Annotated in this window: 23 protein-coding genes; 3 read left to right on the top strand and 20 right to left on the bottom strand. The window is 65.4% G+C overall.

Translation table 11 applies throughout. The features are described 5' to 3' along the window. Window positions 1-76: 76 nt before the first annotated feature. From J7396_RS12380 to rlmE, 7 genes are all read right to left on the bottom strand, one after another. Window positions 77-571, bottom strand: a complete 495-nt coding sequence (locus J7396_RS12380; RefSeq protein ID WP_008574640.1) for a CinA family protein — start codon at window positions 569-571, stop codon at window positions 77-79. A 427-nt stretch (window positions 572-998) separates the two neighbouring features. Then, a complete protein-coding gene (hflX, locus tag J7396_RS12375; RefSeq protein WP_071118459.1) occupies window positions 999-2318 on the bottom strand; it encodes a ribosome rescue GTPase HflX in 1320 nt (439 codons plus the stop codon). Window positions 2319-2329: 11 nt separating this feature from the next. Beyond that, window positions 2330-2608 carry an RNA chaperone Hfq gene (hfq, locus tag J7396_RS12370; RefSeq protein WP_005915027.1) on the bottom strand — a complete coding sequence of 93 codons (279 nt, stop codon included), beginning with the start codon at window positions 2606-2608 and terminating at the stop codon, window positions 2330-2332. Window positions 2609-2685: 77 nt separating this feature from the next. Beyond that, window positions 2686-3669, bottom strand: coding sequence for a tRNA (adenosine(37)-N6)-dimethylallyltransferase MiaA (miaA, locus tag J7396_RS12365; RefSeq protein WP_029819215.1), 984 nt, complete (start codon window positions 3667-3669; stop codon window positions 2686-2688). After that, entirely contained in the window at window positions 3669-4571 is a 903-nt protein-coding gene (gene folP / locus J7396_RS12360) for a dihydropteroate synthase (RefSeq protein ID WP_209261513.1), read from the bottom strand. The genes miaA and folP overlap by 1 nt, the downstream gene beginning before the upstream one ends. Window positions 4572-4697: 126 nt before the next feature. Then, entirely contained in the window at window positions 4698-6638 is a 1941-nt protein-coding gene (ftsH, locus tag J7396_RS12355; protein WP_014089977.1) for an ATP-dependent zinc metalloprotease FtsH, read from the bottom strand. Window positions 6639-6698: 60 nt separating this feature from the next. Next, a complete protein-coding gene (gene rlmE, locus J7396_RS12350; RefSeq protein WP_005915021.1) occupies window positions 6699-7331 on the bottom strand; it encodes a 23S rRNA (uridine(2552)-2'-O)-methyltransferase RlmE in 633 nt (210 codons plus the stop codon). Window positions 7332-7396: 65 nt separating this feature from the next. On the opposite strand from rlmE, the gene yhbY reads away from it, so the two are divergent. Together yhbY and J7396_RS12340 are read left to right on the top strand one after the other, a co-directional pair. Continuing rightward, window positions 7397-7702 carry a ribosome assembly RNA-binding protein YhbY gene (gene yhbY / locus J7396_RS12345; protein ID WP_005915020.1) on the top strand — a complete coding sequence of 102 codons (306 nt, stop codon included), beginning with the start codon at window positions 7397-7399 and terminating at the stop codon, window positions 7700-7702. Between the two features lie 15 nt (window positions 7703-7717). Continuing rightward, window positions 7718-8092, top strand: coding sequence for an Mth938-like domain-containing protein (locus J7396_RS12340; protein WP_029819212.1), 375 nt, complete (start codon window positions 7718-7720; stop codon window positions 8090-8092). 190 nt (window positions 8093-8282) lie between these two features. Here J7396_RS12340 and J7396_RS12335 read toward each other — a convergent pair whose 3' ends face one another. The 4 genes from J7396_RS12335 to surE are packed head-to-tail and all read right to left on the bottom strand — an operon-like array spanning window position 8283 to window position 11145. Then, window positions 8283-9062 (bottom strand): peptidoglycan DD-metalloendopeptidase family protein, encoded by a 780-nt coding sequence (locus J7396_RS12335; RefSeq protein ID WP_029819211.1) that lies wholly within the window; start codon window positions 9060-9062, stop codon window positions 8283-8285. Then, window positions 9059-9673, bottom strand: coding sequence for a YqaA family protein (locus tag J7396_RS12330; RefSeq protein ID WP_003481846.1), 615 nt, complete (start codon window positions 9671-9673; stop codon window positions 9059-9061). The genes J7396_RS12335 and J7396_RS12330 overlap by 4 nt, the downstream gene beginning before the upstream one ends. An 18-nt stretch (window positions 9674-9691) precedes the next feature. Beyond that, the gene (locus J7396_RS12325) at window positions 9692-10369 is read right to left on the bottom strand and encodes a protein-L-isoaspartate(D-aspartate) O-methyltransferase (protein ID WP_127167516.1); all 678 of its coding nucleotides are present in this window, start codon (window positions 10367-10369) and stop codon (window positions 9692-9694) included. Then, entirely contained in the window at window positions 10366-11145 is a 780-nt protein-coding gene (gene surE, locus J7396_RS12320; protein ID WP_011347104.1) for a 5'/3'-nucleotidase SurE, read from the bottom strand. Before surE ends, J7396_RS12325 begins: the two co-directional genes overlap by 4 nt. A 99-nt stretch (window positions 11146-11244) precedes the next feature. Between surE and J7396_RS12315 the strand changes: the two genes are divergently transcribed. Beyond that, on the top strand, window positions 11245-11787 hold the full coding sequence (locus J7396_RS12315) for a Smr/MutS family protein (RefSeq protein WP_011347103.1): 543 nt from the start codon (window positions 11245-11247) through the stop codon (window positions 11785-11787). A gap of 249 nt (window positions 11788-12036) precedes the next feature. Here J7396_RS12315 and truD read toward each other — a convergent pair whose 3' ends face one another. The 9 genes from truD to J7396_RS12270 form a co-directional block, all read right to left on the bottom strand. Further along, a complete protein-coding gene (gene truD, locus J7396_RS12310; RefSeq protein WP_008577321.1) occupies window positions 12037-13146 on the bottom strand; it encodes a tRNA pseudouridine(13) synthase TruD in 1110 nt (369 codons plus the stop codon). Between the two features lie 113 nt (window positions 13147-13259). After that, window positions 13260-13760 carry a 2-C-methyl-D-erythritol 2,4-cyclodiphosphate synthase gene (ispF, locus tag J7396_RS12305; protein ID WP_071118462.1) on the bottom strand — a complete coding sequence of 167 codons (501 nt, stop codon included), beginning with the start codon at window positions 13758-13760 and terminating at the stop codon, window positions 13260-13262. 3 nt (window positions 13761-13763) lie between these two features. Continuing rightward, complete coding sequence (gene ispD, locus J7396_RS12300; RefSeq protein ID WP_011347101.1) at window positions 13764-14558, bottom strand: 2-C-methyl-D-erythritol 4-phosphate cytidylyltransferase; 795 nt, start codon at window positions 14556-14558, stop codon at window positions 13764-13766. Then, window positions 14555-14920, bottom strand: coding sequence for a cell division protein FtsB (gene ftsB / locus J7396_RS12295; protein ID WP_008577317.1), 366 nt, complete (start codon window positions 14918-14920; stop codon window positions 14555-14557). The genes ispD and ftsB overlap by 4 nt, the downstream gene beginning before the upstream one ends. A gap of 3 nt (window positions 14921-14923) precedes the next feature. Further along, entirely contained in the window at window positions 14924-16216 is a 1293-nt protein-coding gene (gene eno, locus J7396_RS12290) for a phosphopyruvate hydratase (protein WP_071118464.1), read from the bottom strand. A gap of 124 nt (window positions 16217-16340) precedes the next feature. After that, the gene (locus tag J7396_RS12285) at window positions 16341-16583 is read right to left on the bottom strand and encodes a hypothetical protein (RefSeq protein WP_041470058.1); all 243 of its coding nucleotides are present in this window, start codon (window positions 16581-16583) and stop codon (window positions 16341-16343) included. Between the two features lie 116 nt (window positions 16584-16699). Beyond that, window positions 16700-17530, bottom strand: coding sequence for a 3-deoxy-8-phosphooctulonate synthase (kdsA, locus tag J7396_RS12280; RefSeq protein ID WP_003481823.1), 831 nt, complete (start codon window positions 17528-17530; stop codon window positions 16700-16702). A 220-nt stretch (window positions 17531-17750) separates the two neighbouring features. Further along, on the bottom strand, window positions 17751-19415 hold the full coding sequence (locus tag J7396_RS12275) for a CTP synthase (RefSeq protein ID WP_008571227.1): 1665 nt from the start codon (window positions 19413-19415) through the stop codon (window positions 17751-17753). Window positions 19416-19729: 314 nt separating this feature from the next. After that, window positions 19730-19972, bottom strand: a complete 243-nt coding sequence (locus tag J7396_RS12270; protein ID WP_008571226.1) for a hypothetical protein — start codon at window positions 19970-19972, stop codon at window positions 19730-19732. Window positions 19973-19988: the final 16 nt, after the last annotated feature.

Raw genomic sequence — 19988 nt, 5'->3', positions numbered from 1 at the left:
CAGGCTGTGCGAGATTGCGCCGGAAATGGGGCGCCGCGGATCTGCTGCCGAACGCCATCAGCGAACCGGACGACCGCTAGAGCAGCGCGCTCAACCCGCGCAATGCTGCGACGACGGTCTGACGACGCACCGCATCGCGGTCGCCATTGAACTGGAACAGTTGTGCGGTGGCATAACCGCCACGGCGTTTCCAGCCGATCCAGACCGTGCCGACCGGCTTGTCCTCACTGCCGCCGCCGGGCCCGGCGATGCCGGTCACCGCCACCGCGATGCTTGCGCCGGAATTCACCAGGGCGCCAGAGACCATTTCGATCACCGTTTCGCGACTGACCGCCCCGTGCACTTCCAAGGTCTGTGGGCGGACACCGAGCAGCGCCTGCTTGGCCTCGTAGCTATAGGCGGCCATGCCGCAATCGAACCAGTGCGAGGAGCCGGCGACATCGGTCACCGCCTTGGCGATCCAGCCACCCGTACAACTCTCGGCAGTGACCAGGCGCTCGCGCGCGGCAAGCAATTGCTGCCCGAGGGCTTCGGCCAGCTGCTGCAGTTCGGAATCGGCGGAAAAAGACATGGGCACGGCAAGGAGGGGGCAGCGGACGTTTTAGCCCAATTCGTCGCGCCTGTCTGCCGCTGGCGCCGATTCCGGCTGGGCGCGAGGTGGCCAGGGTTCAGTGGCGATGTGCGGCCAATATGCGGTACGGCGGGTCTGGACGGGCTTGCATGTGCGCCGCTGTGCCGGCCGCACGTGGTCAACGTGCAGCGCCGCCTCCAAGCACCGAATCACCGCACCCAGGGCGTCATTCCTGATCACAGGTGTGATGCGCCACATGAGCGCACCACTGCACTCTTGCGCAGCACCCACTGCTCATATTGATTTTCTGTGAGTTCCGGCTGGCCGGGACGAGGCCTGGCAACTGCCGCACAGCGACGCGCTCCACCCTGCCCCATTCGCCTTGAAGCAGCAGCACGGTCGTGTGCGACCGACCGTGCCGCGCCTATCACGCTTCCCAGTCTTCGCGACGATCCGGCAGCATCGCGCGCAGCGGCGCACCGTCCTGCCCGGCGGCCAACCGCTCGGCCTCGACCATCGGCAGATCGACCTCGAGCAACCAACCATCTTCGTCGGATTGCTCACTGCGCACCACTTCCAGCTGATGCAGCCTGGAACGCAGGCGACCGGCAGACGGTGGTAACCGTAGCTGGCCGGTCAGGTGGCGCAGATCCAGCCGCTGGCCGAGCGCATGCTGCAATTCTTCCAGCCCGCGTCCGTCGCGCGCCGACACCCAGACACGCTCGCGGCGTGCCGGGTCAGGAATGCCGTCCTGCGCGTCGTGGCGCACTTCGGCGCCCTCGATCTTGTCGATCTTGTTGAATACCAGCAGCTGCGGCAGATCGCCGGCACCGACGGCCTGCAACACTTCATCGACCTGCAGGATGCGTTCTTCGCGCAACGGGTCTGCTGCATCGACGACGTGCAGCAACAGATCGGCATCGCGCGCCTCCGACAGCGTGGAGCGGAATGCGGCGACCAGCTCGTGCGGAAGATCGCGCACGAAGCCGACCGTGTCGGCAAGAATCGCACTTCCACCCGGCAACGCAATGCGTCGCACGGTGGGGTCGAGCGTGGCGAACAATTGATCTGCCACGTAGGCCTCTGCACCGGTCAACACATTGAACAATGTCGACTTGCCGGCATTGGTGTAGCCGACCAGTGCAATCCGTGGCAATTCGCTGCGCATCCGCGCACGACGCATCTGGGTGCGCTGCACCTCGACCTTTTCCAGCCGCTGCTGCAACTGTTCGACGCGTTTTTGCAGCAGGCGGCGGTCGGTTTCCAGCTGGGTTTCGCCGGGGCCGCGCAGGCCGATGGAGCCACCGCGCTGACGCTCCAAGTGCGTCCAGCCACGCACCAGCCGCGTGGCCATGTGACGCAACTGCGCCAGCTCCACCTGCAGCTTGCCTTCGTGGCTGCGCGCACGTTGCGCGAAGATGTCCAGGATCAACCCAGTGCGGTCGATCACACGCCGCTCCAGATACCGCTCCAGGTTGCGCTCCTGGCCGGGCGACAAGGTGTGGTTGACCAACACCAGATCGGCACCGGTGGCCTCGGCTGCGGCCTTGACCTCTTCCAGCTTGCCGCTACCGATCAAGGTCGACGGGCTGGGCTTATCGATGCGCGCGGTGAGCGTGGCGGCCACCGTGGCGCCCGCCGACTTTGCAAGGTCGGCGAACTCCTCCATCACATCGTCTTCGGCAGGCCCGCCGGAGTGGGTCTGTATCAATAACGCGTGTTCACCCTTGCGGGACCGATCAAACACGCACTGCTCCGTTACTGCTCGACGTCGTCATCTTCCGCCTGATTGCCTTCATTGGATTGCACATACCCACCACCAGGCCCCACGCGCACATTGCGCGCCGGCACCACCGTGGAAATGGCGTGCTTGTACACCATCTGACTCACGGTATTGCGCAGCAGGACCACGAATTGGTCGAACGACTCGATCGTGCCCTGCAGCTTGATGCCATTGACCAGATACACCGACACGGGCACCCGCTCGCGCCGCAGCGCATTGAGGAATGGGTCCTGTAAAGATTGCCCCTTAGCCATCGAAAAATCCTCTTCATTATTGTTCTTATTGTTCCGGTCGACACCTGCTATCCCCAGCCGGTCCCGGAAACGGGATGTTACACGCCTGAAGCCTGCCGTACAGCGGGACGATCAGCGAGGAAGCCGACAATTGCGTCCTCCAATTGATGGCGGTCACGCTCCGGGTCGAACCAGCGCGCGTCCAGCTCGCCGCGCAGCCAGGTGAGCTGCCGCTTGGCCAGTTGCCGGGTCGCCTGGATCGCCTTGTCGCGGAACTCGGCCAGGCCGCCAGCCCCGTCCAGGTACTGCCAGGCCTGGCGGTAGCCGACCGCGCGCACGGCCGGCAAATCCAGCGGCGCCGCCACCGCCTGCATCTGCGGCAGCGCCCGCAGACGCTGCACTTCCCCCAGAAAATCCTGCGCCAACATCGCATCCAGCCGGTGTGCGATCCGTGCATGCAGCACCGCGCGCTCGCGTGGGGCCAAGACCACCTTCAACACGCGTACCGGCAGGCGCGGCCCTGGCGGTAGCGCCTGCCACGCGCTGATCGGCCGCCCGCTGATGCGGTAGACCTCCAGCGCCCGCTGGATCCGCTGCGGGTCGGTCGCATGAATGCGCGCTGCCGCAACCGGGTCCACACGTGCCAGTTGTGCGTGCAAGCCGGCCCAACCGATATGCTGAGCTTCGGCCGCGATGGATGCACGCACCGTTTGGTCGGCCTCGGGCAGGTGCGACAAACCTTCCAGCAGTGCACGAAAATACAGCCCGGTGCCGCCGGCCAGAATCGGCAATTTGCCGCGCGCCACGATTTGCGCGATCGCCTGGCGTGCATCGGTGGCGAACTCCGCTGCCGAATACACCTGCCAGGGATCGCGCAGGTCGAGCAGATGATGCGGCACCGCCGCGCGCATTGGCCCGTCCGGCTTGGCCGCACCGATCTCCAGGCCGCGATACACCAGCGCCGAATCGACGCTGACGATTTCCCCGTTCCAGCGCTCCGCAGCTTCCAGCGCCAGCGCCGTCTTGCCGCTGGCGGTGGGGCCCATCACGGCGATCGCCAGCGGGCGTTGGTCGACAGGCATCAGTCCTCGTCCGGCCAACGAATCGTGGGCGCGGCGGGCGCGCTGACACGCGGTACGGGAATCGCCGCCATCGCCGTCCATACCTTCAACGCATCCACGGTTGCCGCCACATCGTGCACGCGCAGCAGCAGCGCGCCATGTTGTGCGGCGATCAGATGCGCGGCCACCGAGCCGTGCACACGTTCGGCGGCGATCTGGCGCCCGGTCAGTTCGCCGATGCTGCGTTTGCGCGACAGCCCGGCCAGCACCGGCAAACCGAATTCCTGCAGCCGCTGCAGCTGCGCAAGCAGGGTGAGGTTGTGCGGGGTGGTCTTATCGAATCCAAAGCCCGGGTCCAGGACCAGCCGGCACTTGTCGATGCCGGCCATCTCGGCAGCGAAGATGCGCTCGGCCAGAAACCGGTGCACTTCACCCACGATATCGTCGTAGTGCGGCGCATCCTGCATGGCGTGCGGCGCGCTGCGCGCATGCATCAAGACCACAGGCACGCGCAGGTCCGACGCCGCTTCCAGCGCACCGGGCGAACGCAGGGCATAGACGTCGTTGACTATGCCGGCGCCGGCCGCGACCGCCGCGCGCATGACCTCCGGTTTGAACGTATCCACGCTGATCGGCACGCTGGTGCGCTGGGCCAGCGCCTCGATGACCGGAATGACCCGCTGCAATTCTTCTTCAACCGAGACCGCCGCAGCGCCCGGGCGGGTGGATTCACCACCGACATCCAGCACCGCAGCGCCCTGCTCCACCAACGCCAGCCCATGCGCGATCGCCGCTTCGCAGGTCGCATGCTGGCCGCCGTCGGAGAACGAATCGGGTGTGACATTGACGATACCCATCACCTGCGGTGCATCCAGTCGCAGGCTGCGGCCGGCGCAATCCAGTGTCAGGGTGGTATCGAACATCGGCAGTGTCTCCTGGGTTGGTGATGGTCGCCCATACGTGGGCATCGATGCGGCCCGATAACGCATCAAGGCCGGGAATTGCTCCCCGGCCTTGATGGATGCCTCGCAGATCAGCGCATGGCCGGCTTAGAGTTGCTCGGCGGGTCCGGCGATGGGCGGCAATGGACGCGGGCTACCCTTGTCGTTGTTGTTGCCACCGTCCTTATCGGACTTGCCCCAACCCGCCGGCGGCGGCGGCTCGCGGCCTTCCATGATGGCGTCGATCTGAGGCACGTCGATGGTCTCGTACTGCAGCAACAACTGCGACATCGCGTGCAGCTTGTCCAGATTCTCGGTGAGGATGGTCTTGGTCTTGCTGTAGGCCTTGTCCAGGATCGAGCGCACGACTTCGTCGATCTTGCGCGCGGTTTCGTCGGAGACGTTCTTGTGCTGGGTCACCGAACGGCCCAGGAACACCTCATCCTCTTCCTCGCCATAGGCCACCGGGCCAAGCTCGTCGGACAGCCCCCACTTGGTCACCATGTTGCGCGCCATCTTGGTGGCCCGCTCGATGTCGTTGGACGCACCGGTGGTGACCTTGTCGCCACCGAAGATCAGCTCTTCGGCAACGCGACCACCGTACAGCGAGCACAGCTGCGATTCGATCGCCACGCGGTTCATCGAATAGCGGTCGCCTTCCGGCAGATACATCGTCACGCCGAGGGCGCGGCCGCGCGGAATGATGGTGACCTTGTAGACCGGGTCGTGCTCCGGCACCAGGCGGCCGACGATGGCGTGGCCTGCCTCGTGATACGCGGTGAGGGTCTTCTCGTCCTCGCTCATGGCCATCGAGCGGCGCTCGGCACCCATCAGAATCTTGTCGCGGGCACGGTCGAAGTGGTCCATGCGGACTTCCTTCTCGCTGCCACGCGCCGCGAACAACGCTGCTTCGTTGCACAGGTTAGCCAAGTCGGCGCCAGAGAAACCCGGGGTACCGCGGGCGATGACCATCGGCACGACATCCTCGGCCAACGGCAGCTTGCGCATGTGCACGCGCAGGATCTGTTCGCGACCCTTGACGTCCGGCAGGCCGACCACGACCTGGCGGTCGAAACGGCCAGGACGCAGCAGCGCCGGATCCAACACGTCCGGCCGGTTGGTTGCCGCGATCACGATCACACCTTCGCCGCCTTCGAAACCGTCCATTTCGACCAGCAACTGATTCAGGGTCTGCTCGCGCTCGTCATGCCCGCCGCCGAGACCGGCACCGCGATGACGGCCCACCGCATCGATTTCGTCGATGAAGATGATGCACGGCGCGTGCTTCTTGGCCTGCTCGAACATGTCGCGCACGCGGCTGGCACCCACGCCGACGAACATTTCCACGAAGTCCGAGCCGGAGATGCTGAAGAACGGCACCTTGGCCTCGCCGGCGATCGCCTTGGCGAGCAGGGTCTTACCGGTACCCGGCGGGCCGACCATCAGCACGCCGCGCGGAATCTTGCCGCCCAGCTTGGTGAACTTGGTCGGGTCGCGCAGGAAGTCCACCAGTTCGCCGACTTCTTCCTTGGCCTCGTCGCAACCGGCAACGTCGGCAAAGGTGATCTTGATCTGGTCTTCGCCCTGCAGCTTGGCGCGCGACTTGCCGAAGCTCATCGCCCCCTTGGCACCGCCGCCACCGCCCTGCATCTGGCGCATGATGAACAGCCAGAAGCCGATGATCAGGATGACCGGGAGGAAATTGAGTACCAACGACCAGAAGCCAGGCCCGGTCGAGGGCTTCTGGCGGGTCATTTCGATGTTCTTGCTGTACAGCACGTCGACCAACTTGTCGTCGCGCGGACCGTAGACTGTGGCTTCGCTGCCGTCGGTGCGCTTGAAGCGGATCGCGTTGACGGCCAGGTTGGTTTCATCGGTGTAATCCACCGATTTGACGCGCCCGGAGTCCACTTCCTTCAGGAACTGGGTATAGGTGATCGAGTCGGCACCGACGCCGCCCGCCATCCGCGGCGAGAAGCTCTGGAAGACAACCATCAGCACAACTGCGACGACCACCCACAGCAGCAGATTCTTGGTCAAGTCGTTCATCCTCATTGGCTCCGGTGCCCTCTACTCTTCGATGCTTGAAATACGATGGTCATTGGCAGCTTACTTGATCTGGACACGCTTGCCCTGACCGAGCGCATAAACTTCCGGGGAGCGCTTGCGCGAGGCCGCCGGCTTGCGAATCGTCACCTTCTCATAGCGGCGGCGAAGCTCGCGAATGTAGTCGTCAGACCCGACACCCTGGAACAGCTTGATCAGAAATGCCCCGCCCGGCTTGAGGTGGGTGTCGGCAAATTCCATGGCCAGTTCCGCCAGGTGCATCATCCGCGGTTGGTCGACCGCATCCATGCCACTCTTATTGGGGGCCATATCCGACAGCACAAGGTCCACCGGCACATCGCCCAGCATCGCTTCGAATTGGGATAGGACGGCCTGCTCCCTGAAGTCGCCGTGAAGGAACTCCACGCCTGCCAGTGCCGGCATGTCCAGGATATCCAGCGCCACCACCCGGCCGCTGTCGCCCATGGATTTGCGCACCTGTTGCGACCACCCGCCCGGGGCCGCGCCCAGATCGACCACCACCATGCCGGGCTTGAGCAGGCGGTCGCGCTGCAGCAACTCTTCCAGCTTGTAGGCCGCGCGCGAGCGCATGCCCTCGGCCTGGGCCTTCTTCACGTAAGGGTCGGCGAAGTGTTCCTTGAGCCAGCGCTGGCTGCTTTTACTGCGGGAAGGCATTGGCAAAGGGGTCCGAACGGGTCGCCATGATACCCTGAACACCCTTTGCTTCCCTTCGATCCTGCATGTCCATTGTTCTCACCTCCGCCCAGAACCGTTTCCTGCGCGGTCAGGCCCACGACCTCAAAGCCTTGCTGCAGACCGGCGGCAAAGGGGTCACGCCGGCATTTCTGGCTGAACTCGAGGAAGTGCTCGAGCGCCACGAACTGGTCAAGGTGAAGGTGGCATCGGAGGATCGCGAGACACGTGATGCGCTGATTGCCGAGCTGATCGAACAAACCGGCAGTGCGTTGGTACAGCGCATCGGCCACGTCGCCATCCTGTACCGCCCCAGCAAGGAAAAGCGCCAGATCGTGCTGCCGCGCGGCTGAGCCAGCGAGTTCGTCATGCCTTTAAGTCAGGAACACCCCGATTACGCCTACGCGCTGCGCGCGGCCGACGGCCGCCATGCCAAGGTGAACGAGCAGATCCTGCAGCAGAGCTTCATCCTGATGCCGGATGAGCTGGTGGAGCACTGGCCGGTCCAGACGCTGGAGCAACTCCAGGCCAGTCACATGGAGGCGGTGCTGGCGCTCAACCCGGCCGTGATCCTGCTCGGCACCGGCGAACGCCAGTTATTCCCCAAGACCGACGTGCTGGCGGCCTGCCTGACCCGCGGCATCGGCCTGGAGGCGATGACCAATGCCGCCGCCGCACGCACCTACAACGTGCTGGCCAGCGAAGGCCGGCGGGTGGCCTTGGCGATGGTGTTGCCGGGCTGATTGGCTTGGGACGGGATTCGGGAATCGGGATTGGGGATTCGTAAGAGCGGGCTTCCGCAAGCTGCGCCTTCAATCGCCAAACCAGGCTAGAGCGTCAATTGGTCCAAGTGGTGAGTCCGAAGAACCCACTCTCTGTCCGGATACGAACAGCCCAGGGCCGTTGCGAATCCCGAATCCCAACTCCCCAATCTCATTTCTTCGGCAAATACAGCAGCGGATCGACCGGCTTGCCGTTGTAGCGGATCTCGAAGTGCAACATGTCGCGGGAGGCGCCGCTGCGGCCCATTTCGGCAATTTGCTGCCCCGCCTTGACGCTCTGGCCCTCGTTGAGCAGGCGCTTGCGATTGTGGCCGTACGCGGATAGCCACTGGTCGTTGTGCTTGATGATGATCAGCTCGCCGTAGCCGACCAGGCCGGCGCCGGAATACACCACCACGCCATCGGCGGCGGCACGCACGGCCTGACCGCTGGTGCCGGCGATGTCCACGCCCTGCTTGGTGGTTTCGCCAGTGACGAAGGTGCCCACCACGACGCCATCGGCCGGCCAACGCCACGAAAATCCGCTACTGACCGGTGCGGCGATCGGCGCGGCGGGGCGCGGCGCGGCCACGGTGCCAACAGCCACCGGCGCGCTGCCACCCGGCTTGCTGGTACCGGGCGGATACAACTTGAGCGTCTGGCCGGGATAGATGGTGTTTGGGGAAGACAGGCCATTCCAGGCGGCCAGATCCGCGGCGGTGATATTGGTCCGGCGCGAGATCGCGTACAGGGTGTCGCCGCGCTGCACGGTGACCGTGGCACCCGGACGCGGCACCGAAGGACGCGGCGCGGCGCTGGGGCGCGACGACGACCCGCCACCGCTCGCTCCGGGCGAACGCACCACCGTTGCGCTGCTGCAGGCGGTCAGTCCGATGGCCATTGCGAGCATGACTGCTGTCTTGCGTGCCGAATTCATCTGCGTCTTGCTCATCCGTTCGTTGTCTTCCACACCAACCAGCCCGCACCGACCGCCAGCACCGCCATTGCAACCCAGCCCAGCGGCTCGATCCAGCGATGCAGCGCCGCTTCGGCCCGCGCACCGCCCAGGCGGATCGCGCCGGCCACCAGATACACGCGCTTGCCGCGCCCGACCAACATGCTGGCGATGAATGGCAGGATCGGCACGCCGACCACGCCCGAGGCCCAGGTAAAGATCTTCAGCGGGATCGGGGTGAACCCGACCAGGACCAGCGCCCAGAACGCCTTCCACGGCGAATCGGCCACCAGCGTGCGCAGGGTTTCGATCTGCTGCTGGATCTTCGCGCTCCAGCCCAGCCATTCGATCAGCGGCTGCAGCGCGGCGAAGGCGAAATGGCCAAGCAGATAACCGACCAGGGCGCCGCAGATCGAGCCGATCAGGCTCAAGGTCGCAAACCAGAGCGAGCGCTTGGGCTCGGCCAGCGACATCGGTGCCAACATCACTTCCGGCGGTACCGGGAAAATGAAGCCCTCAACGAAGCTGAGACCGGTCAGCAGCGCGGGTGCGCGGCGATGGCGCGACCAACGGATGGCCACGTCGTACAACGGCCCAAAAATCTTCATCGAAGAACTCTCATGGATTCAATCCAGCATGCCCGACAACAGCGGGACGAACGTGACCGGCGCCAGAACCTGTTGTTCGATGGCGCCATCGGCCCCGCGGGTGAGTTGCACCAACGATTGCGAGGAAGGCCCTCCGACCGGCGCGACCAGGCGCCCGCCGACCGCCAGCTGGTCGACCAATGCATCGACCAACGCCGGTGCGGCAGCGGTCACCACGATGGCGTCGTACGGCCCGTGTTCGGGCCAGCCGATGCGGCCGTCGTCGTGCTTGCTGCGCACATTCATGCCCAGGTGCCGGAAGCGCTTGCGCGCCTGCCGCAGCAGGTCGCCGATGCGCTCGACGGTGTAGACCTCCAGCCCCAGCGCCGCCAGGATCGCGCCTTGGTAGCCGGAGCCGGTGCCCACTTCGAGCACCTTGGTCGGGGTCACCTGCAGCACCGCTTCGGTCATGCGCGCCACCACCCAGGGCTGGGAGATGGTCTGGCCATGGCCGATCGGCAGCGCAGTGTCTTCGTAGGCGCGCGAGGCCAGCGCTTCATCGATGAACAGATGCCGCGGCACGGTGCGCATCGCGTTGAGCGTGGCCTCGTCCTGGATGCCCGCCTCGCGCAAGCGCTCGACCAGGCGGTCGCGCACGCGTTGCGAGGTCATGCCGATCCCGACCGACTCCGGTTGCAGGCGCAGCCTCGGCGTCATGCCGGGCCGTCCAGCGCTGCGGTCAGCCCACCCACCCAGCCGGCAACGGTGTCCAGTGCCTGGTAGCGGGTGAGATCGACGTGGATCGGCGTGATCGAGATATGCCCGGTACGCACAGCGTGGAAATCGGTACCGGCGCCAGCGTCCTGCTCGGGACCGGCCGGGCCGATCCAGTACACGGTGCGGCCGCGCGGATCGCGCTGCGGCACGCACGGCTCGGACCGGTGGCGGTTGCCGAGCCGGGTGACTTCGAAACCGAGCACATCCGACCATGCCAGATCCGGCACGTTGACGTTGAGGATGGTGTCGGCGGGCAACGGGTCGGCCTTCAGCCGCGCCACGATTTCCACCGCTGCGCGCGCGGCGGTGTCGTAGTGATGCGCCTGGTGATTGTGCGTGACCAACGACACCGCCACCGCCGGCAAGCCGAGGAAGCGGCCTTCCATGGCGGCCGACACGGTGCCCGAATAGATCACGTCGTCGCCCAGATTGGCCGAATTATTGATCCCGGAGACCACGATGTCCGGGTCGTAATCGAGCATACCGGTGAGTGCCAGATGCACGCAGTCGGTCGGCGTGCCGGCCACTGCGCAGGTCTGCGCATCGACGCGGCGGGTGCGGATCGGCACATCCAGCGTCAGCGAATTGCTGGCGCCGGAGCGATCGCGGTCGGGCGCGACCACCATCACTTCATGACCGGCATGGCGCAGCGCCTCGGCCAAAATCTGGATGCCGGGGGCGTCGACACCGTCGTCGTTGCTAACCAGTACGCGCATGGGACTCCTCGGAAAACCGGGCCATGATACCGGATGCGTCCCGCGCCTTCGCGCTTGATCTTCGCGTGCGTCTGCGCTTGGACCGGGTACGCTGTGCAGATGTCGCATCCTGAAGACGAAGACGACGGCGCGTTGTTCCGCGCAGCGATCGGCGCGGTCAAGCCGATTCGTGAAGTCGCCCCACCGGCCAACGCCAAGCCACGCCCCAAGCCGCGCGCGCGCATGGCCGAGCGCGACGACGCCCAAGCGCATACCGAATTTGCGCGCCTGCTGCGCGACAGCGCGCCGTTGGAAGCGGGCGATACCGCCAGCTATCGGCGCGAGAATCTTCCCACCCGCTTGTTTCAACGGCTCAAGCGCGGGCAATTCTCGGTGCAGGACGAACTGGATCTGCACGGCGCCACCGCAGCGCAGGCCGAATCGTTGCTGCGCCAGTTCCTGCTGGACGCACACGCGCACGAACATGGTTGCGTGCGCATCATCCACGGCAAGGGACTGCAATCGGACACCGGTGCGCCCGTGCTGAAGAACCTCATGGACCGGCTGCTGCGTCAACGCAACGATGTGCTGGCGTTTCATTCGGCGCCGCCGACGCAGGGCGGTACCGGGGCGCTGCTGGTGTTGCTGGCGCGGCGGCGATAGGCCGATGATTACGCGCGAGTGATGCTAAACGGCAGCCATTGCGCATGGCGACGTGTTGTCTGGAACGTCTGTCGCGCATGCTCGTCGGACACGAGCCGATTCCTGTTGCGCGCCTTGTGCAGCTGGCCATCGCTCGTGGCGCCGCGACCGGCCACTATCGCCTCAGCGACCGCCGAGGCCGCTTTTGCGCGCATCGCATGATTGGACCGTCCATGCTGCCCCGCGCGATCGGCCGGCGTTTGTGCGCGATCATGCGTCGGCGCGCATGCCGACGTTGAAGCGACCGGCGTCGGTGACATCTCCCAGTTCCCACAGCACCGCGGTGGCATAACAGCCAGGCGGCAGCGCGAACTCCAATTGCAGGGTCTGTGCCTCCAGCCATCGATAGTCCAGACCCTGCGGGCGCAAGCGCAGCGCGCGGCGCTCCTGCTTCAGCCCCGCTGCTTCCAGGCCTTGGCGCAATGCTTCGGATTGCGGATCGGACAACGCGCCCTGCTCCAGCGCTGCCGCTTGATCGGTCGAGCGCAACGCGCCAATGCCCCACAACGGCCCGCTGGGATGGATATCGAAACGTGCCAATCGCTCTGCCAGGGCCTCGCTCCACGGCTCCGGGCCGAAGACGCTGCGCGAGCCGTCCAGCATCCACGCCTCGCCCTGCAGTGCGCTATCCCAACTGCCCTGCGCCACGCGTGCGCCAAGCACGCGATTGAACAGGACCGAACGCGCTGCCGACAGCAACATCGAGCGCTGATCGTTGCGCAGCCGCCGCCTGGATGTGGGCGCCGGCAGCAACGTTCCGTCCTCAGCTTGCACATGACCGAACATCGCCAGCGCAGCCGCCACATTTGCGCCATCGCGACCGAAGCGTTGTTCGCCGAACCAATTGGGAATGCCACGCGCAGCAATCGCCTGCAGCCGTTGCTCGATCGCCTCGCGCTCGCCCTGCACCTGGCGCAGCGTCAGCACGAAGCGGTTCCCGTGCAGCGCACCGCGTTGCAGCTTGCGGTTGTGCCAGGCGCTCTGGACCACCTGCATCTGCGCATCATCCAGCGCGGCGATATCCGGCGCGATGCGCTTGGGCAGATGCACGCTGAAGCGCTGGGTGGTCACTGCATGGCGATCTTTCAGACCCGCATAGCTGACGCCCATCTCGGCGATGCCGGCCCAGTGCGCAAGCTGTTTGGCGATATACGCGGTGTTCTGGCCACGCTTGCGCACGGTGAGCAGCAGATGCTCGCCTTCGCCGGAGGGCTCGAATGCCGGCAGCTCGTCGACCTGGAAATCGTCCGGGGTGCTGCGCATCGCCGCGCTGAGCACGGCAGCGCCATGCGCACGCGGCAGCAAAGAGGTCTCGCTCATGGTGTGGTTCGCCTTCGCGCCGGACGTGGCGCGCTGTGCGCCGAATGATTCGGCGCGGTGATTGCGTCGGGCAGCATCGGCGCCGGCTCCGGCCCCAAGCGCTGCCTGTGTCGCTATTGATGAGGCACAGCGGTCCTGCCCAGCAACACCGCGGCCTGTGCAGCGATCCCTTCGCCGCGGCCGGTGAAACCCAACTGTTCGCTGGTGGTGGCCTTGACGCTGACCGCATCGAGTTCGATCGCCAGCAGGCCGGCAATGCGCTCGCGCATGGCCACCGCATGCGGGCCGACCTTGGGGCGCTCGCAGATCACGGTGATGTCGGCATTGCCGACGCGCCATCCGCGCTCGCGCAGCAAGCCATCGCAATGCTGCAGGAACTGTGCGCTGTCGGCGTCTTTCCAACGCGCATCGGAAGGCGGGAAATGCTGGCCGATATCGCCCAGCGCCAGCGCGCCCAGCATCGCATCGCACAGGGCGTGCAACACCACATCGCCATCGCTATGGGCGAGCACGCCGTGGCTGTGCGCCACGCGCACACCGCCAAGCATCACGTGGTCGCCAGGGCCGAACGCATGCACGTCGTAGCCTTGGCCGATTCGGAATTTGAAGGACATGGATTAGATCTCTTCGGGCCCGGAAACCCGGGACCCCGGGCCGGAGAAAGCAGAAGCCAGAACGGACGACTGGGGATGTGCGCTTTCCGGGTCCCGGGCTCCGAGCCCCCGGTTGACCAGTTCAAATTCGAAGCGCGCCAGATCCGCAGGGGTCGTCACCTTGAAGTTGTCTTCGGCGCCTTCCACCAGCAAGGGGCGCAGCCCCATCCGCTCCATCGCCATCGCTTCATCGGTGACCTCGACACCGGCCGCCGCGGCCTCGGTGAGTCCACGGATCAGTTGATGGCGACGAAACAGCTGCGGGGTGAGTGCGCGCCACAGGCGTTCGCGCGGTTCGGTGCCGTCGATACCTCCATCGTCGCCGGCACGCTTGAGCGTATCGCGCACCGGTGCAGCCAGGATGGCGCCGACCGGGTCGCCACGGCCGATTTCCAGCAGGCGGTCCAGATCGGCCAGGGCCAGATTCGGCCGCGCGGCATCGTGGACCAGCACGAAATCGTCGGCACGTACGCTCTCGGGCAAGGCCAGCAAGCCAGCCAGCACCGAGGCTGCGCGACTCGCACCCCCCAGGCAGGTCAGCACGGGCGTGGACTGCACCGCGGTCCAGCCGGGCCAATCGGCATCGCCGGGGGCGATTGCCACCATGATGCCGGCCAGCGCCGGATGCGCCGCCAGCGCAGCTAACGTATACGCCATCAGTGGCTGACCGCCGGCCGGCAAATACTGTTTGGGAAGCGGCCCGCCAAAACGGGTGCCGCGCCCGGCGGCCGGCACGATTGCCCAGATGGACCCGGTCATGGGTGATCCACCGGATCGATCGGCTCAGGCGCTTGCTGTGGGGGGGCCGGAGCCTCAGGCGATGCAGGTGCCGGCAGCGGCGCATCCTCGACCACGCGATAGAACGTCTCGCCCGGCTTGATCATGCCCAGCTCGCTGCGCGCGCGTTCCTCGATTGCCGCCTCGCCGTCCTTCAAATCCTTCACCTCTGCTGCCAACGCCTGGTTGCGTTGGCGCAGACCTTCGTTGTCCTGTGTCTGATGCGCGACCTGGGCTTCCAGCATCATCACCTCGCCGGAATTCCCAGGCCCGAACCAGAAGCGGTACTGCAGCCAAGCCAGCAGTACCGCCAGCACCAGCAGTAGCCAGCGCCAGTTGCGCACGGCTTATCGCTTGAGCGACACGAACGCGTCGCGACCGGCGTAGCGCGCGCCGGAGCCCAGCGCCTGCTCGATGCGCAGCAACTGGTTGTACTTGGCCACGCGGTCGCTGCGGCACAGCGAGCCGGTCTTGATCTGGGTGGCGGTGGTGGCCACGGCAATGTCGGCGATGGTGGTGTCTTCTGTTTCGCCGGAACGGTGCGACACGATCGAGGCGTAGTTGGCCGCGTGCGCCATCGCGATGGCTTCCAGCGTTTCGGTCAGCGTGCCGATCTGGTTGACCTTGATCAGGATCGCGTTGGCGGTGCCCGAATCGATGCCCTGCTTGAAGATCTTCGGGTTGGTGACGAACAGATCGTCGCCCACCAACTGCACCTTCTTGCCGACGCGCTCGGTCAGCAGCTTCCAACCGGCCCAGTCGTCCTCGGCCAGGCCATCTTCGATGCTGATGATCGGGTACTGCGCCACCCAGTCGGCCAGGAAGTCGACGAACTGCTCGCTGGTCAGGCGCTTGTTCTCGCCGACCAGGTTGTACTTGCCGTTGTCGTAGAACTCGCTGGAGGCCACGTCCAGGCCCAGCAGGATGTCTTCGCCCGCGGTGTAGCCGGCCTTGCCGATCGCTTCGAGGATGGTGTCCAGCGCTTCGACGTTGCTGCGGAAGTCCGGCGCAAAGCCGCCTTCGTCGCCCACCGCCGTGCTCAGGCCATGGCCCTTGAGCACCGACTTGAGCGAATGGAAGATTTCCGTACCGGCGCGCAGCGCTTCGGAGAACGAGCTGCAACCGACCGGCAGCACCATGAACTCCTGGAAATCGACGTTGTTGTCGGCATGCGCGCCGCCGTTGATGATGTTCATCATCGGCACCGGCAGCGCCACGTCGGATTCGGTGATGGTGGACAGGTACTGCCACAACGGCTGCTTGCGCGAGGCGGCTACGGCATGCGCGGCGGCCAGCGAAACACCCAGCAGCGCGTTGGCGCCCAGGCGGCCCTTGTTCTCGGTGCCGTCCAGATCGATCAGGCGACGGTCCAGGCCCTGCTGGTCGGCCGCATCGAAGTTCTTCAGCGTCTCGGCGATGGTCCCGTTGACGTTGTCCACCGCGTGGCGCACGCCCTTGCCCAGGTAGCGGGTCTTGTCGCCATCACGCAGCTCCACCGCTTCCTTGGTACCGGTCGAGGCACCCGACGGCACGGCCGCGCGGCCGAACGAACCGTCGTCCAGCGTGACTTCGGCCTCCAGCGTGGGATTGCCGCGGGAGTCGAGGATTTCGCGGGCGAGGATCTTGGCGATAGTGGTCATAGGTCCGTTCGGTTACCAGTAAGGGGGGAAGTACACCGGAAACAAGCTGCCGGATTATCGCTGCACACCGGTCCATTGCCAAATCGCATGTCGCCGCTACACACAGCACGTCGCGGGCGGACCGCTACGCCATCAAGCCCAACAGCGACAAACCAGACAGCAGCAGCAAGACCAACAGCAGGATCAGCGCGGCGATCGCCGCACCAGGCTGGCGACTCAGCCGCAATGCAGCCGAGCCCGTGGCCAGGCTACTGACAACGGCCATGGTGGCCATGATCAGCGTGATGCGCATCGGCAGCTGCGTGGCTTGCATGGCATGGTCGCCATCGCCCGGCATGCCGATGCTGGCGGTAAACAGAACGGCCATGACCGCCATGCATGCCCACGCCGCGATCGACGCGGCCAGTGCCCACCAGCCCCAGGGCCACTGGCGCCACCGCCGCTCCCGGCGGCGCGCTGCAGCGGCCGCGCGCTGATCAGAACTCACGCAAAGCGCGCAAACCCGTGCTTCTTGGTGACGGTGTCCAGCTCCATCAGGGTTTCGAGCAGTTCTTCCATGCGATCCAGCGGCCACGCATTGGGACCATCGGACAGCGCCTTGGACGGATCCGGGTGGGTTTCGGCGAACAGGCCGGAAATCCCGACCGCCACCGCCGCGCGCGCCAGCACCGGCACGAACTCGCGCTGACCACCGGAGCTGCTGCCCTGCCCGCCCGGCAACTGCACCGAATGGGTGGCGTCGAACACCACCGGACAGCCGGTGTCGCGCATTACGCTCAGCGAGCGCATGTCGCTGACCAGGTTGTTGTAGCCGAACGAGGCGCCACGCTCGCAGACCATGATCTGCTCGTTGCCGGTGGATTTGGCCTTGTCCACCACCGGCTTCATGTCCCATGGCGCCAGGAACTGGCCCTTCTTGATGTTGACCGGCTTGCCGGCGGCGCAGACGTTCTTGATGAAGTCGGTCTGGCGCACCAAAAATGCCGGGGTCTGCAGCACGTCGACGACGGCCGCGACCTCGTTCATCGGGGTGTATTCGTGCACGTCGGTGAGCACCGGCACGCCGATCTGCTTCTTCACCGCATCCAGCACCTTCAAACCCTCTTCCAGGCCCGGGCCACGGAAGCTGGTGCCGGAGGTGCGATTGGCCTTGTCGAAACTCGACTTGAAGATGAAGTTGACGCCGAGCTTGCCGGTGATCTCCTTGAGCTTGCCGGCCACGTCGAGCTGCAGCTGCATCGATTCGATCACGCAGGGGCCGGCAATCAGGAACAGCGGCTGGTCGAGGCCGACTTCGAAGTCACACAGTTTCATCAGGTCACCTAAGTAATTAAGCCCCTCTCCCGTCGGGAGAGGGGTTGGGGTGAGGGTACGGGTTGCAAGCGCTTGTAAGGCCAGATGGTTTGCCCTGGCTGGCGCGTGGCGACGCGTTCATCACAGCTGCCATCTTCCAGTGCGTTGCGGTGCCCCTCTCATCCGCCTACGGGTCCCCTTCTCCCATGAAGGGGACCGAGGTCCCGATGGGAGAAGGAACTCACGCACGCGCTTCTTTGAGCAACTTGCCGCCAGCCTTCTTCTCGCGCGCCGCACGCACGAAGCCGATGAACAGCGGATGGCCGTCGCGCGGGGTGGACAGGAATTCCGGATGCGCCTGGCAGGCCAAAAACCACGGGTGCGTGTCGCGCGGCAACTCCACCACTTCCACCAGGGTGTCGTCCATCGACTTGCCGGAGATCACCAGGCCGGCGTCTTCCAACTGCGTGCGATAGCGGTTGTTGAACTCGTAACGGTGACGGTGCCGCTCGGCCACCACATCCTTGCCATAGACCTCGCGCGCCAGCGTACCGGGCTTCAGGCGCTGCTCCTGCAGGCCCAGACGCATGGTGCCGCCCAGGTCGGATTTTTCGTCGCGCTTTTCGACTTCACCGGTGGCGGTGCGCCATTCGGTGATCAGGCCGATCACCGGGTGCGGCGACTGGCGATCGTTCTCGGTGCTGTTGGCTGCATCCAGGTCGGCGACGTGGCGGGCATAGTCCACCACGGCCGCCTGCATGCCGTAGCAGATACCGAAATACGGCACCTTGTGCTCACGCGCGAACTTGGAGGTCTGCACCTTGCCTTCGAAACCGCGGTCGCCGAAACCGCCCGGCACCAGGATGCCGTCGATGTCTTGCAAGGCAGACATGTCGCTGCCCTCCAGATCCTGCGCTTCCAGCCACTTCAGGTTGACCTTGGTGCGCTGACGCAGGCCACCGTGACGCAACGCTTCTGCCACCGACTTGTAGGCGTCCTGGTGATCGACGTACTTGCCGACCACGGCGATGTTGACCTCGTCCAGCGGATGCTTGACCGCATCCACCACCGCCGCCCATTCGGACAGGTCGGCCGCGGCGACCTTGTCGCGCAGCTTGAACTGCTCGATGACCAGTTCGTCCAGGCCTTGGCGCAGCAATTCCAGCGGCATGCCGTACAGCACGTCGATATCCGGGCAGCTGATCACCGCACGCTCGGAGACATTGGTGAACAGTGCGATCTTGCGACGCTCCGAATCCGGCACCGCCTGCTCGGACCGGCACAGCAGCACGTCCGGCTGGATGCCGATCGAGCGCAGTTCCTTGACCGAATGTTGGGTCGGCTTGGTCTTCAGCTCACCGGCCGCCGCGATGTACGGCACCAGCGTGAGATGCATGAACATGGCCTTTTCGGCGCCGCGCTCGGTGCGCACCTGGCGAATCGCTTCCAGGAACGGCAGCGATTCGATGTCGCCGACGGTGCCGCCGATTTCGATCAACGCGACATCGAAGCCGGCCGTGGCCTCGTCGATGCAACGGCGGATCTCGTCGGTAATATGCGGAATCACCTGCACGGTGGCGCCCAGATAATCGCCGCGACGCTCCTTGCGGATCACGTTCTCGTAGATGCGGCCAGTGGTGACCGAATTCTTGCGCGACAGGCGTGTGCGCACGTAGCGCTCGTAGTGGCCCAGATCCAGGTCGGTTTCGGCACCGTCGTCGGTGACGTAGACCTCGCCATGCTGGAACGGGCTCATCGTGCCCGGGTCCACGTTGATGTACGGGTCCAGCTTCATCATCGTGACCTTCAGGCCACGCGCTTCAAGAATGGACGCAAGCGAAGCGGCGGCAATGCCCTTGCCTAGCGAGGACACTACGCCGCCGGTAACGAAAATCAGGGGGGTCATGGGGCTTGAAGCCTCCCGGAAAGCCATAGTTTAGCGGGTGATGGGCGAATGCCCAAGGGTTGCGTGACGACGAGGTCATCACACGTTGAAACAGTGCATGTCGTGCAGGCCTGAGCGGCTGGCAGACATGACGGGCAGTGGCCAGGCGATTGCGGGCTCTCTGCGGGGGCCGGAATGCATGCGCGTTACATGCCAGCCCCAGGCACCGGCTACGCCAACAGGGCGAATGCTGCGTGGTCTTACATAGCTGCCCCAAAAGCGAACGCCCCGGCAATGCCGGGGCGTCGGTGGCACCTGGCCGCTAGGCCGCGCGATCAGCGTGCAGGCTTTTCTTCTTCCTCTTCCTCGCGCGGGGCGCTGTCGGCCTTGGGCTTCTGCGCAGCGGCGGCAGCGCGGCGTTCGGCCTTGCGTTCGGCTTCGGTCTTGGCCTTCGCGTCATCGGCCTTTTGAGCTGCGGCGCCCTGTCCGGTCTGCTGCGGAGCGGCCTGGGCCATGGCGGGAAGCGCTGCGACTGCGGCCGCACCGAGGGTGAGCATCAGGATGTGCTTGAACTTCATGGCGTCCTCTTTGGCT

Source organism: Xanthomonas sp. A1809 (assembly GCF_017746015.1).
Classification (GTDB): Bacteria; Pseudomonadota; Gammaproteobacteria; order Xanthomonadales; family Xanthomonadaceae; genus Xanthomonas; species Xanthomonas euvesicatoria.
Note: the sequence above shows the minus strand (reverse complement) of the source record. Positions and strands in the feature narration are given on the sequence as shown.

Bases quoted from the DNA above. Each gene is read 5' to 3' on its own strand.
- truD (WP_008577321.1), bottom strand. From the start codon at position 13,146: ATGAGCGAGACCTCTTTGCTGCCGCGTGCGCATGGCGCTGCCGTGCTC.
- miaA (WP_029819215.1), bottom strand. From the start codon at position 3,669: ATGCCTGTCGACCAACGCCCGCTGGCGATCGCCGTGATGGGCCCCACC.
- surE (WP_011347104.1), bottom strand. From the start codon at position 11,145: ATGCGCGTACTGGTTAGCAACGACGACGGTGTCGACGCCCCCGGCATC.
- J7396_RS12285 (WP_041470058.1), bottom strand. From the start codon at position 16,583: ATGGCCGTTCTGTTTACCGCCAGCATCGGCATGCCGGGCGATGGCGAC.
- J7396_RS12340 (WP_029819212.1), top strand. From the start codon at position 7,718: ATGCCTTTAAGTCAGGAACACCCCGATTACGCCTACGCGCTGCGCGCG.
- J7396_RS12270 (WP_008571226.1), bottom strand. From the start codon at position 19,972: ATGAAGTTCAAGCACATCCTGATGCTCACCCTCGGTGCGGCCGCAGTC.
- folP (WP_209261513.1), bottom strand. From the start codon at position 4,571: ATGTTCGATACCACCCTGACACTGGATTGCGCCGGCCGCAGCCTGCGA.
- J7396_RS12315 (WP_011347103.1), top strand. From the start codon at position 11,245: ATGTCGCATCCTGAAGACGAAGACGACGGCGCGTTGTTCCGCGCAGCG.
- J7396_RS12330 (WP_003481846.1), bottom strand. From the start codon at position 9,673: ATGAAGATTTTTGGGCCGTTGTACGACGTGGCCATCCGTTGGTCGCGC.
- ftsH (WP_014089977.1), bottom strand. From the start codon at position 6,638: ATGAACGACTTGACCAAGAATCTGCTGCTGTGGGTGGTCGTCGCAGTT.
- J7396_RS12335 (WP_029819211.1), bottom strand. From the start codon at position 9,062: ATGAGCAAGACGCAGATGAATTCGGCACGCAAGACAGCAGTCATGCTC.
- kdsA (WP_003481823.1), bottom strand. From the start codon at position 17,530: ATGAAACTGTGTGACTTCGAAGTCGGCCTCGACCAGCCGCTGTTCCTG.
- eno (WP_071118464.1), bottom strand. From the start codon at position 16,216: ATGACCACTATCGCCAAGATCCTCGCCCGCGAAATCCTCGACTCCCGC.
- hfq (WP_005915027.1), bottom strand. From the start codon at position 2,608: ATGGCTAAGGGGCAATCTTTACAGGACCCATTCCTCAATGCGCTGCGG.
- rlmE (WP_005915021.1), bottom strand. From the start codon at position 7,331: ATGCCTTCCCGCAGTAAAAGCAGCCAGCGCTGGCTCAAGGAACACTTC.
- ispF (WP_071118462.1), bottom strand. From the start codon at position 13,760: ATGTCCTTCAAATTCCGAATCGGCCAAGGCTACGACGTGCATGCGTTC.
- J7396_RS12380 (WP_008574640.1), bottom strand. From the start codon at position 571: ATGTCTTTTTCCGCCGATTCCGAACTGCAGCAGCTGGCCGAAGCCCTC.
- ispD (WP_011347101.1), bottom strand. From the start codon at position 14,558: ATGACCGGGTCCATCTGGGCAATCGTGCCGGCCGCCGGGCGCGGCACC.
- yhbY (WP_005915020.1), top strand. From the start codon at position 7,397: ATGTCCATTGTTCTCACCTCCGCCCAGAACCGTTTCCTGCGCGGTCAG.
- J7396_RS12275 (WP_008571227.1), bottom strand. From the start codon at position 19,415: ATGACCCCCCTGATTTTCGTTACCGGCGGCGTAGTGTCCTCGCTAGGC.
- J7396_RS12325 (WP_127167516.1), bottom strand. From the start codon at position 10,369: ATGACGCCGAGGCTGCGCCTGCAACCGGAGTCGGTCGGGATCGGCATG.